At 72.4% G+C, this 12,137-nt stretch carries 10 protein-coding genes; 7 read left to right on the plus strand and 3 right to left on the minus strand.

Annotated features, from left to right (window positions below):
- Nucleotides 1-131 precede the first annotated feature (131 nt).
- The 3 genes from ACFVQG_RS32160 (at nt 132) to adhE (ending at nt 4,282) form a co-directional block, all read left to right on the plus strand.
- Nucleotides 132-959 carry a universal stress protein gene (locus ACFVQG_RS32160; protein WP_383390205.1) on the plus strand — a complete coding sequence of 276 codons (828 nt, stop codon included), beginning with the start codon at nt 132-134 and terminating at the stop codon, nt 957-959.
- 22 nt (nt 960-981) lie between these two features.
- On the plus strand, nt 982-1,347 hold the full coding sequence (locus ACFVQG_RS32165; protein ID WP_383390208.1) for a hypothetical protein: 366 nt from the start codon (nt 982-984) through the stop codon (nt 1,345-1,347).
- 286 nt (nt 1,348-1,633) lie between these two features.
- On the plus strand, nt 1,634-4,282 hold the full coding sequence (adhE, locus tag ACFVQG_RS32170) for a bifunctional acetaldehyde-CoA/alcohol dehydrogenase (RefSeq protein ID WP_383390211.1): 2,649 nt from the start codon (nt 1,634-1,636) through the stop codon (nt 4,280-4,282).
- 80 nt (nt 4,283-4,362) lie between these two features.
- Here adhE and ACFVQG_RS32175 read toward each other — a convergent pair whose 3' ends face one another.
- The 3 genes from ACFVQG_RS32175 to pflB form a co-directional block, all read right to left on the minus strand.
- Nucleotides 4,363-5,043: a helix-turn-helix domain-containing protein gene (locus tag ACFVQG_RS32175; protein ID WP_383390213.1), complete on the minus strand. Its 681-nt coding sequence runs from the start codon at nt 5,041-5,043 to the stop codon at nt 4,363-4,365.
- A gap of 96 nt (nt 5,044-5,139) precedes the next feature.
- Nucleotides 5,140-5,889 (minus strand): pyruvate formate-lyase-activating protein, encoded by a 750-nt coding sequence (gene pflA / locus ACFVQG_RS32180; protein ID WP_383390730.1) that lies wholly within the window; start codon nt 5,887-5,889, stop codon nt 5,140-5,142.
- Nucleotides 5,890-5,894: 5 nt separating this feature from the next.
- Nucleotides 5,895-8,147: a formate C-acetyltransferase gene (gene pflB, locus ACFVQG_RS32185; RefSeq protein WP_383390216.1), complete on the minus strand. Its 2,253-nt coding sequence runs from the start codon at nt 8,145-8,147 to the stop codon at nt 5,895-5,897.
- A gap of 165 nt (nt 8,148-8,312) precedes the next feature.
- Between pflB and ACFVQG_RS32190 the strand changes: the two genes are divergently transcribed.
- From ACFVQG_RS32190 to ACFVQG_RS32205, 4 genes are all read left to right on the plus strand, one after another.
- Nucleotides 8,313-9,923, plus strand: a complete 1,611-nt coding sequence (locus ACFVQG_RS32190) for a phospholipid carrier-dependent glycosyltransferase (protein ID WP_383390219.1) — start codon at nt 8,313-8,315, stop codon at nt 9,921-9,923.
- A 90-nt stretch (nt 9,924-10,013) separates the two neighbouring features.
- The gene (locus tag ACFVQG_RS32195) at nt 10,014-10,937 is read left to right on the plus strand and encodes a MurR/RpiR family transcriptional regulator (RefSeq protein WP_383390221.1); all 924 of its coding nucleotides are present in this window, start codon (nt 10,014-10,016) and stop codon (nt 10,935-10,937) included.
- Nucleotides 10,938-11,122: 185 nt separating this feature from the next.
- On the plus strand, nt 11,123-11,497 hold the full coding sequence (locus ACFVQG_RS32200) for a hypothetical protein (protein WP_383390222.1): 375 nt from the start codon (nt 11,123-11,125) through the stop codon (nt 11,495-11,497).
- A 45-nt stretch (nt 11,498-11,542) separates the two neighbouring features.
- A complete protein-coding gene (locus ACFVQG_RS32205; protein ID WP_383390225.1) occupies nt 11,543-12,106 on the plus strand; it encodes an antibiotic biosynthesis monooxygenase in 564 nt (187 codons plus the stop codon).
- The last annotated feature ends 31 nt before the right edge of the window (nt 12,107-12,137 follow it).

Raw genomic sequence — 12,137 nt, forward strand, 5'->3', positions numbered from 1 at the left:
ATACGGGGCGCAGGGGCCGGACGGTCCCCAGGGACACACCGAACGGCCCTGCCCCGGGGGCGGCGCGGCGACGACGCTGGAGGGGAAGAGGAGAGCAGGGCGCCTCGGACTTACGGACTCGGAGGTGGGCCATGACCGCACCCGTAGTCGTCGGGCTCGACGGCTCCCCCGCGAGTGTCACCGCCGCGTGGTGGGCCGCACGGGCGGCCCTGGACCGGCACCGCCCGCTCCTGTTGCTGCACTCCTGGACCACGCAGCCCCTGGAGGTGCCGATCCCGCAGGAGGCGCGGAGCAAACAGCGGTACGGCCGTGCGGTGCTGCACCGCATGGAGGCGGAGCTGCTGCACCGGCACGCCGGGCTGACCGTCGCCACCGAGCTGGTGTCCGCGCCCGCCGCCGACGCCCTGCTGGAGCGCGGCGACGGCTGCGACCTGCTGGTGCTGGGCAGCAGGGGGCACGGCTCGGTCGCGAGCTTCCTGCTCGGCTCGATCAGCCTGCACGTCCTCGGCCTGGCGCGCTGCCCGGCCGTGACCGTCCGCGCCGGTGACGCCGCCGTGGAGACCGGCTGGGGGCACCCGGCGGCCCCGGACCACGACGACATCGTGGTCGGGGTGCGGCATCCCGGGCCGGACTCGGAACCGCTGCTGGAGCTGGCCTTCGCGGAGGCCCAGTCGCAGGGCGGCCGGGTGCGCGCGGTGCGGGCCACGTCGCAGCCGTCGGAGAGCGAGCGGCTCACCGCCGTACTGGAGCCGTTCCGCCACAAGTACCCGGACGTCCCCGTGGTCGAGGAGACGCCCGCGGGTGCCGCGGCGCCGGTGCTGCTCTCCGCGTCGGCGCACGGACGGCTCGTCGTCGTCGGACGCCGCCGCCGTCCGCACCAGCCGTGGCGGCTCGGCCCCGTCGCCCACGCGGCCCTGCACCACGCGCCGTGCCCCGTGGCCGTCGTCCCGCACGACTGACCCCGACAACCAGGAGAACCACATGACCATCAGGAACAGCGCCGGTGTCCAGGTGCGCACGCGCGGTGAGGTGCCCGAGGCCGAACTCGCCTACCTCCGCACCAAGGTCGGCGCGGCCCTCGACCGGCCGGGCCTGCCCACGGCCACCGGCGAGGTCCGCATCGTCCGCGCGGCGGCACCCCACACGGCCCCACCGTGGTCCGGGGGCGGGGAGATCCGCGTCGGCACCGACCTCGTCGTCGTCCACGGCGAGGCGCCGTCCGCCCATGAACTCGCGGACCGGCTGCACGACCTCCTCCGCGCCCGCGTCGACCGCCTGACCCACCGCACCGACGCGGCCCGCCGGGCCGCCACCCCACCGCCCTGGCGCGGCGGCCCGACGACGTGACGCACGGGCGCTCGGGCTGAGCGCCACCCCGGGGGCCGGGTCCTGAGGGACCCGGCCCTCACCCGTGTCCGCGTGCCGAATGCGGCCAAAGCCGACCAACCCCCGGGGCCCGTTAGGCCCAAAACCGGACGGGACGGTCAGGCCGCGGCGAGGACCATCGGCACCAGCGGTGCGGGGTCCCGGCAGGAGACAGTGGAGTTGGGAGGGCGTCGTTCCCCCGCGGTGTCCTCCCACCCGTACGCCGCCGGCGGTTCCGGCGGCCACGAAGTGGAGCAGCGGAGGCATCATGACCCGGCACGACGTCGGCACCCCTGACGAAGCCACGCCCGGCGGCCCGACCGACATCGCCGTCGCCGTCGACCAGCTCGTCAGCGCGGGGCTCAAGGCCCTTGCCGACTACGAGGAGTTCGACCAGGAGCGGATCGACCGGATCGTCAAGAAGGCCTCCGTGGCCGCCCTTGACCGGCACACCGCGCTGGCCCAGCTCGCCGTCGAGGAGACCGGCCGTGGGGTCTTCGAGGACAAGGCGGCGAAGAACATGTTCGCCTGCGAGCACGTCACCCACAGCATGGGCCCGATGAAGACGGTCGGCGTCATCGCCCGCGACGACATCGAGGACATGGTCGAGATAGCGGAGCCGGTGGGCGTGGTGTGCGCGATCACCCCGGTCACCAACCCGACCTCGACCACGATCTTCAAGGCGCTGATGGCGCTGAAGACCCGTAACCCCGTGATCTTCGCCTTCCACCCGTCCGCCCAGCGGTGCAGCGCCGAGGCCGCCCGCGTCGTGCGGGACGCGGCCATCGCGGCGGGCGCGCCCGAGAACTGTGTGCAGTGGATCGAGACCCCGTCCCTGGAGGCCACGAACACCCTGATGCACCACCCGGGCGTCGCCCTGATCCTCGCCACCGGCGGCAACGCCATGGTGCAGGCCGCCTACTCGGCTGGCAAGCCCGCCCTGGGCGTCGGCGCGGGCAACGTGCCCGCCTATGTGCACCGCGGCGCCAAGGTGCGCCGGGCCGTCAACGACCTGGTGCTGTCGAAGTCGTTCGACAACGGCATGATCTGCGCCTCCGAGCAGGCGGTGATCCTCGACACCGAGATCTACGACCAGGCGCTCACCGAGTTCCGCACCCTGCACGCCCACGTCGCGAGCCCCGAGGAGAAGGCCAAGCTGGAGGCCTACCTCTTCCCGGTCGACAAGAAGAAGGGCGGCGGCTGCGAGCCCAAGGTCAACGCCGCCGCGGTGGGCCACAGCCCGGCGTGGATCGCCGAGCAGGCCGGGTTCACCGTGCCGCCGACCACCTCGGTCATCCTCGTCGAGGCCGCCCACGTCGGCCCCGACGAGCCGCTCACCCGGGAGAAGCTCTGCCCGGTGCTGGCCGTGCTGCGCGCCGAGAACGAACAGCACGGTTTCGACCTGGCCGCCAACATGATCGCCTTCCACGGCCAGGGACACACCGCGGTGATCCACACCGAGGACCGCGCCCTCGCGGAGGCGTACGGCGGCCGGATGAAGACCGTCCGTGTGATCGTCAACGCCCCGTCCTCGCAGGGCGCGATCGGCGGGATCTACAACGGCCTGCTGCCCTCGCTGACGCTGGGCTGCGGGTCCTGGGGAGGAACCTCGGTGTCGAACAACGTCTCGGCGGCGCAGCTGCTGAACGTCAAGCGGGTCTCCACCCGCCGCAACAACCTGCAGTGGTTCAAGGTGCCGCCGAAGATCTACTTCGAGCCGCAGGCGATCCGCTATCTGACCTCCATGCCGGAGGTGAGCCGCGTCACCATCGTCACCGACGCGACCATGACCAACCTCGGCTACGTCGACCGGATCAACCGCGTCCTTCAGCGCCGCCGCGAGCCGGTCACCATCCAGGTCATCGACAACGTCGAGCCGGAGCCGAGCATCGACTCGGTGCGCCGGGGCGCCCGCCTGATGGGCGACTTCCGCCCGGACACGATCATCGCGCTCGGCGGCGGTTCGCCGATGGACGCGGCGAAGGTGATGTGGCTGCTGTACGAGCAGCAGGCCGCGGGCAACGACGTCGACTTCGCGGACATGCGGCAGAAGTTCTCCGACATCCGCAAGCGCGCCTTCCGCTTCCCGGAGCTGGGCAAGCTGGCCCGCCTGGTGTGCGTGCCGACCACGTCGGGCACCGGCGCCGAGGTCACGCCGTTCGCGGTCATCTCCGACCCGGCGACCGGCAAGAAGTACCCGCTGGCCGACTACGCGCTCACGCCGAGTGTGGCCATCGTCGACCCGCTGCTGACCGCCAAGCTGCCCCCGGCGCTCGCCGCCGACAGCGGTTTCGACGCCCTGACCCACGCCATCGAGGCGTACGTCTCGGTGTACGCCAACGACTTCACCGACGGCCTGGCGCTGCACGCGATCCGGCTGATCTTCGGCAACATCGAGGCCGCGGTGAACGACCGGGCGAACAGCGCCGAGGCCCGGGAGAAGATGCACAACGCCGGGACCATCGCGGGCATGGCGTTCGGCAACGCCTTCCTGGGCATCGTGCACGCGATGTCGCACACCCTCGGCGCGACCTTCCACGTGGCGCACGGCCGCACCAACGCGATCCTGCTGCCGCACGTGATCCGCTACAACGGCACCGTGCCGACGAAGCTGACGGGCTGGCCCAAGTACGAGAGCTACCGGGCCCCGGAGCGCTTCCAGGAGATCGCCGTGGCGCTCGGCCTCAAGGCGGCCACCCCGCAGCAGGGCGTGGAGTCGCTCGCCGCGGCGGTGGAGAAGCTGCGGGACGCGGTCGGCATCGAGCCGTCCTTCGGAGCGGTCGGTGTGGACAAGAAGGCCTTCATGGCGGCCCTGCCGCAGCAGGCCCTGAACGCCTACGAGGACCAGTGCGCGCCCGCCAACCCGCGGATGCCGATGCTGGACGACATGCAGGGGATCATGCGAGCGGCGTACTGACCGCCGCCCGACGACGGAACCGCCCCGGTGGCCTGACCACCGGGGCGGTTCCCTTTGGCGTGCGCCGTGGCGCGCGTCGCTCAGGTGGTGATACGGCGCCCGGTGATGAGCCGGGGCTCGATCCGCACCCACAGCTCCCGCCCCCGCCCCGCCCACGGCAGGCTGTACGCCCGCTCGTCGAGCAGCCGCGCCACGGCCAGGTCCGCCACGGCCGCCGCGTCACCGCGCACCAGCACGCTCCAGCCCCGGCTGAACACCTCGTCGATGTGGTCGGTCTGGAAGGCGATCCGGCGGCCGACGGCCAGCGAGGGCGTGCTGCCCGGCGCGGTCCGGTAGACGATCGCGCCGTCCACGACGGCGTAGTTGACCGGCACCACGGCCGGGCCCTCCCAGGTGTTCACGGCGACCCGGCCCACGCCGTGGGTGGACAGCAGCTCCCGGCACTCCCGCTCGGTCAGCTCGGTGAACTCGGCGCGCGGCGACGCCTGCCCGAGGCCGGGCGGCAGTTCGGCGGCGCCGCCCGTCAGCTCGCTCAGGGTGGTCTCCAGCGCGCCCGCCAGCCTGAGCAGCACCCCCGCGTCCGGTGCCGCCCCGGGGCGTTCCTCCAGGTACCGCAGGTAGCTGGGCGCCACCCCGGCCCGCAGGGCGGCCTGTGTCCTGCTCAGCCCGACCTCCGCGCGCCGCCTGGCGAGACGGCGTCCGAGGTCCCCCAGCGGGCGGGACTGGGACTGTGTCCCCTGCGTCGGCGCCTGTGCGGTCATGGCCCGTCACCTCCGTACGACAAATGGGTGCGCACCGGCCGCCCTCGCGGACGCCGGTGCTGGAATGCCCCTTGTGTTCAGTTTTTCACCTGCCCCTCAGCAGGCGGTCAGCCCTCGCTCCCGGAACTGGTTGCGCACCCGCTCCACCAGCGCGGGGTCCGGCGACGAGGTGTCCTTCAGCGGGAACGGCAGCCCGAGGGCGTCGTACTTGCCCACGCCGAGCCGGTGGAACGGCAGGATGTCCACGCGCTCCACCGAGCTGAGGCCCGAGACGAAGCGGGCCAGGCCGTCGATCGCCTCCGGGTCGTCGGTCCAGCCGGGGACCAGGACGTAGCGGATCCACATCCGCACGCCGAGGCGGTCCAGGCGGGTGGCGAAGGACAGGGTGGGGGCGAGTTCGCCGCCGGTCAGCTTCCGGTAGGTGTCGACGTTGAAGGACTTGATGTCGAGCAGCACCAGATCGGTGTCGGCGAGCAGTTCGTCCGAGGCGCGGGCGCCCAGGAAACCGGAGGTGTCCAGGGCGGTGTGCAGTCCGGCCTCCTTGCACCGGCGCAGCAGGGCGCCGGTGAAGGCGGGCTGGAGCAGGGCCTCACCGCCGGTGACGGTGACCCCGCCACCGGCGGCGGTGATGAAGGCGCGGTACTTCTCGATCTGCGCCATCACCTCGTCGACGGTGGCCTCCTTGCCGTCCCGCATGTGCCAGGTGTCGGGGTTGGCACAGTACAGACAGCGCAGGGGGCAGCCGCTGACGAAGATCACGAACCGGGTCCCGGGGCCGTCCACTCCCGTGGAGAGGTCCCAGGAGTGGATCCGGCCGCGTACCGCCCGCGACTGCCCGTCGTCCATGTCGGTCACAGCGCTCCGTGGAAGGTGCGGCTGATCACGTCGAGCTGCTGCTCGCGGGTCAGGCGCACGAAGTTGACCGCGTATCCGGAGACCCGGATGGTCAGCTCGGGGTACTTCTCCGGGTGCTCCATGGCGTCCTCCAGGGTGGCCCGGTCCAGAACGTTGACGTTCATGTGGAAGCCGCCCGCGCCCATGTAGCCGTCGAGGATGCCGGTCAGGTGCTGGGCGCGGTCGCCGGGGTGGTGGCCGAGCCCCTCGGGGGTGATGGTCGTGGTCAGCGAGATGCCGTCCTTGGCCTGCTCGAAGGGCAGCTTCGCCACCGACAGCGCGGAGGCGGCGACACCGTGCTTGTCGCGGCCGTTCATCGGGTTGGCACCGGGGGCGAAGGGCGCTCCGGCGCGGCGGCCGTCCGGGGTGTTGCCGGTGTGCTTGCCGTAGACCACGTTCGAGGTGATGGTCAGCACGGACTGGCTGTGCTCGGCATCCCGGTAGGTCGGGTGCTTGCGCACCTTGGCCATGAAGGCTTCCACCAGGTCGACGGCGAGCGCGTCGGCGCGGTCGTCGTTGTTGCCGTAGGCCGGGTACTCGCCCTCGACCTCGTAGTCCACGGCGAGCCCCGTGTCGTCCCTGATCACCTTCACGCGTGCGTTGCGGACGGCGGACAGGCTGTCGACGGCGACGGAGAGCCCGGCGATGCCGCAGGCCATGAAGCGGTGCACGGGGTAGTCGTGCAGCGCCATCTCGACGCGCTCGTAGGCGTACTTGTCGTGCATGTAGTGGATGACGTTGAGCGCGTCGACATAGGTCTCGGCGAGCCAGTCAAGGACCTGGTCGTACGCCGCCGTCAGCTCGTCGTAGTCGAGGTACTCCCCGGTCAGCGCGGGCCGCTCGGGGGCGATCTGCTCGCCGGACATCTCGTCCCGGCCGCCGTTGACGGCGTAGAGGAGCGCCTTGGCGAGGTTGACGCGGGCGCCGAAGAACTGCATCTGCTTGCCGACCGCCATCGCCGAGACACAGCAGGCGATCGCGGTGTCGTCGCCGGTGTGCGGGCGCAGCAGTTCGTCGGACTCGTACTGGACGGCGCTGGTGTCGATGGACACCTGGGCGCAGTACTCCTTGAACCCGTCCGGCAGCCCGGACGACCAGAGTACGGTCAGGTTGGGCTCGGGGGCGGGGCCGAGGTTGTAGAGGGTCTGCAGGAAGCGGAACGAGGTGCGGGTGACCAGGGGGCGGCCGTCCGCGCCGATGCCGCCGATGGACTCGGTGACCCAGGTGGGGTCGCCGGAGAACAGGGCGTCGTACTCGGGGGTGCGCAGGAAGCGCACGATCCGCAGCTTGATCACGAAGTCGTCGATCAGCTCCTGGGCGCGCTCCTCGTCGATGGTGCCCTCGTCGAGGTCCCGCTGGAGGTAGACGTCCAGGAAGGTGGAGGTGCGGCCCAGCGACATCGCGGCGCCGTTCTGCTCCTTCACCGCGGCCAGATAGCCCAGGTACAGCCACTGCACGGCCTCGTGCGCGGTGGCGGCGGGCTGTGAGACGTCACAGCCGTATCCCGCCGCCATCTCCCGCAGCTCCTCGAGGGCCCGGATCTGCTCGGCGATCTCCTCGCGGTCGCGGATCACGTGCTCGGTGGAGGGGCGGGCGTCCAGCAGGGCGCGATCGGCGCGCTTGCCGGCGATCAGCCGGTCCGTGCCGTACAGCGCCACGCGCCGGTAGTCGCCGATGATCCGGCCGCGGCCGTAGGCGTCCGGGAGGCCGGTGATGATCCCGGCCTTGCGGGCCGCCCGCATGGCGGGGGTGTAGGCGTCGAAGACACCGGCGTTGTGGGTCTTGCGGTAGCTGCCGAAGACCTTCTGTACGAGCGGGTCGGGCTCGTAGCCGTAGGCGCGCAGTCCGTTCTCCACCATGCGCAGCCCGCCGTTGGGCATGATCGCGCGCTTGAGCGGGGCGTCCGTCTGGAGCCCGACGATCAGCTCGCGGTCCTTGTCGATGTAGCCCGGCGCGTGCGAGGTGATCGTGGACGGGGTCGCGGCGTCGACGTCGTAGATGCCCTTGCGCCGCTCCTCGGGGAAGAGGGAACTCACCTTCTCCCAGACCGTGCGGGTGCGCTCGGTGGGCCCGGCCAGGAACGCGGCGTCGCCTTCGTAGGGCGTGTAGTTGGCGTGGATGAAGTCACGTACGTCGATCTGCTCCCGCCACCGGGCTCCGGAGAAGCCGCGCCATGCCCCTGCCATCGGGTCCTTGGGTGCCGCCGTCATCGCAGGTTTTCCTCTCTCCTGACGTGGATGTGTCCCCACACCGTTGATGCTCGCGCCCGGCAGCCCGGCAAAGGAGGGCCAACCGGGGCAGGACGGCCCGCCATCGGTCCCCTCCGCTGGGCCGTTGGGCCCGCCCCCGCCGCCGGTGGGTGCGAGAGTGGGGGCATGTGGTGGCCCGGAGGCATCTCCTTGCGGCGGCGCGCCCCCGGGTGGCTGGTGCCGCTCGTCGTGGGGGTGCTGCTGGCCCAGATGGCGGTGGCGATGGTGACGGCCGCCGTCCAGCAGACGCCCACCATCGACGAGCCGGTGTACGTGGGTGCCGCCGCCGACTACCTCCATGGGTACGGGCTGCGTCACAACCCCGAGCACCCGCCGCTCGGCAAGCTGATCGTCGCGGCGGGGGTGGCGTTCTCGGGGGCACGGGTCGACGGGGCGGACTTCGCCGGTGGGCAGGGGGCGTGGGGGCGGCGGGTGCTGTACGGGTCCGGCAACGACGCCGGGCAGGTGCTGCTGGCCGCGCGGCTGCCGGTGATCGTGCTGACGCTGCTGTTCGGGCTGGTGGTCTTCGCCTTCGCCCGGGAACTTGCGGGCGTGTGGGGCGGGTTGGCGGCGCTGGCGCTGTACGCCTTCTCCCCCGATGTGATCGCGCACGGTTCGCTGGCCACCCTGGACGTGCCCGTGGCCGGGTTCCTGCTGACGTCGGTGTGGCTCCTGTGGCGGGCCCGGACGCGGCCCCGGTGGTGTCTGCCGCTGGCCGGGGTGGCGCTGGGGGCGGCGGTGGCCACGAAGATGAGCGCGCTGGCGGCGGTGCCGGTACTGCTGGGTCTCGCGGTGCTCTCGGTGGGGCCGCGCCGGTGGCGCCGGGCCGTGCTGGGCGCGGCGGTGGTGGCGGTGGCCGCGATCGCCGTGGTGTGGGCGGCGTACCTGCTGGCCGATCCCCGGCTGGGCTGGGAGCCCCGGCAGCGGGTGCCGGTGGTGGCCGGGCGGCGCGGGCTGCTGGTGGCGCTGCTGCCGTTCCCGGAGGCGTACCGGGACGGGATGCGCGTCCAGTTCGCGCTGGAGAACCATCCCTGGCAGGGCTTCCTGTTCGGCCGGGTCTACGACGGCTCGCGGTGGTACTACCTGCCCGCCGCGCTGCTGGTGAAGACCCCGCTGGGGCTGCTCGCGCTGGGGGCGGCCGGTGCGGTCGCGGTGCTGGCGGTACGGCGGCTGCGGCCGGTGGCGCCGTACCTGCTGCTGCCCGCCGCCGTGCTGCTGGCCGCGGCGATGGCGGGGGCACGGGACTTCGGCACCCGGTACGCCGTCTTCCTGCCGGTGTTCGCGGCCGTGGCGGCGGGCTGTGTGCTGGCGGTGCGGTGGCGCTGGGCGCCGTTGGCGGTCGGCGCGCTGGTGGTGTGGGTGGCGGTCAGTTCGCTGCGGACGTATCCCTACTACCTGCCGTACGCCAACGAGGCGTTCGGGGGTCCGGCGGCGACCCGGCGCCATCTGCACGACTCCAACGTGGACTGGGGCCAGGACCTGGGCCGCCTCGCCGACCGGCTGCGCGCGCGGTACCCGGGTGAGCGGGTCTGGCTGGTCTACAAGGGCAGCGGGGTGCCGTCGTACTACGGCATCGACGCGCGGGATCCGCGCGGGGTGCCGGTGGCCGCGGTGCGCGGGCTGCTGGTGGTGTCGGACTCGGCGGCGGCGAAGGCGCGCGGGCGGCTGGCGGAGCTGCTGGCGGGCAGCCGTGAGGTGGACCGGGTCGGCCACTCGATCACGCTCTACCGCCGCTGACCGGGGCCGTCTTGCGCCTTGCATCCGGCCCTGGTCAGCGCTGTGGGTGAGCTATGTTGAAAACTCCGTGAGGACCTAAGGAGGGCACCGGTGCCATCGCCGCAGCAGGCACGCGCACAGGCATCCGCGATCACCTCGGGGAAGACGGTGCCGGAGACGGAGGCCGCCCCGGCCTCCCGGCTCAGGGCGCTGTTCGACCGGCCCCGGCTGTCGCCCGGGCAGCGGCGCATCGCCCAGTACCTGATCGAGCACATCACCGAGGCGGCGTTCCTGTCGATCACCGATCTCGCGGAGCGGGCCGGGGTCAGCCAGCCGTCGGTGACCCGGTTCGCGGCGGCGGTCGGCTTCAGCGGCTACCCCGCGCTGCGCGAGCAGTTGCAGTCGATCGCGCTGGGCACCCTGGCCCAGGGCCCGGCGGCGGCCGAGGAGAACACCGGCAACGAACTGCAGGCGGCGGTGGACGCCGAGATCGAGAACCTGGAGAACCTGCGCCGGGACTTCGCCGACCCGGACCAGCTGATCGACATCGGGCGCAGGCTGTCGGCGTCGGCGCCGCTGACCGTGCTGGGGCTGCGGATCTCCGCGTCGCTCGCCGAGTACTTCGCGTACGCGGCCCGCCGGATCCACCCGGACGTGCGGCTGGTCACCCGGGGCGGCACCGTCGCCTACGACGCGCTGCTGCAGTCCCGGGAGGCGGGCGGCACCTGGGTGCTGGCGTTCTCGCTGCCCCGGCACGCCCAGGAGACGCTCACCGCGGTGCGGGTGGCGCGCGAGGCGGGGCTCCGGGTCGCCCTGATCACGGATCTGGCGCTGGGGCCGATGGTCGACGAGGTCGACGTCACCTTCGCCACCGGGACCGGGTCCCGGCTGGTCTTCGACTCCTACGCCGCGCCGGGCGTGATGGCCGCCGCGCTGCTCCAGGCGATGACGGACGCCGACCCGGAGCGCACCCAGGCGCGGCTCGAGGCGTACGAGCACGTCTCCGACCAGCACCACTTCTTCCTGCGGGACTGACGGCCCGGCCCGACGGGAACGGCGGCCCCCGGTTCCCCATCACACATGAATGTTTTCATACCTCTTGCAATGGCGACGGCATATATAAATACTGCGGGCGGGCGCGGCCCCGGTCATCCCCTAGGCCGGGGCCGCCCCCACCGTCGGACCATCCGTGACGACGCAGCACACCGGAAGCGAAGATCATGCCCCTGACGTCCACGCGCACCAGCCCGGACTGGCCCTGCCAGGTGAAGACGCCCGGCAGCTACGACTGGGAACGCTCCGCGGCCAGGTGGCTCCGTGAGCTGGTGCCCGCGCGCTACGCCAGCTACCCGGTGTTCCTGCGCCACCCCGTCCTGCTCGCCCGGCACGCCCAGATCCAGGTCGAGCAGGAGATCCGGATCGCCCGCACCGCCCTCCAGACCGCCCGCACCGACCTGCCCCGCCTCGGCATGCACGAGTCGGCGATCGAGCACACCATCAAGCTCTACGCCGCCGAGGTCCTCCAGCTCCAGCACCTCGCCCGCAGCATCCGCACCGTCACCCAGGCACTCGCCGACCGGGGCACGGGACGCTGAGCCGCGCACGCATGGCGCGGGCCCGGTGTGGCACTCGTGGTGAGCATGAGCGCCACCCAGCAGCACCGGGCCGAGCCCGTGACCACGGTCCTCACCTGGCGGGTGCGCCCCGGCCGGGAGCGGCAGTTCGAGGAGTGGGCGCACGGCATCACCCGCTGTGCGCAGGAGTTCCCCGGCAACGAGGGCGTGACCTGGCTGCGCCCCGAGAACGGCGGCCACCGTTACCACGCGCTGCTGCGCTTCAGCGACTCCCACCGGCTCACCGCCTGGCTGGACTCCGAGGAGCGGGCCGACTGGCACGCCCGGATCGAGGGCATCGCCAGGGAGGTCAGCAGCCAGCGGCAGTCGACGACCGGCCTGGAGACCTGGTTCGGGCTGCCCGGCACCACGGTCCGCCCGCCGCCGCGCTGGAAGATGGTGTTCACCACGTTCCTGGGCGCGTACCCCTTCACGTTCCTCATCCAGTGGCTGATCACGCCCCACACCCAGACCTGGCCGCTGCCCCTGCGCGCCGCCGTGTTCCCGGTGCTCCTGCTGCCCCTGCTGACGTATCTGGTGATGCCGGTGCTCAGCAGGGCGCTGCGGCAGTGGCTGTACCCGCGGCCCTGAACGGATCTCTCCGGGCAAGGGCGCGACCGGG

It is taken from the genome of Streptomyces sp. NPDC057877, assembly GCF_042796855.1.
Classification (GTDB): Bacteria; Actinomycetota; Actinomycetes; order Streptomycetales; family Streptomycetaceae; genus Streptomyces.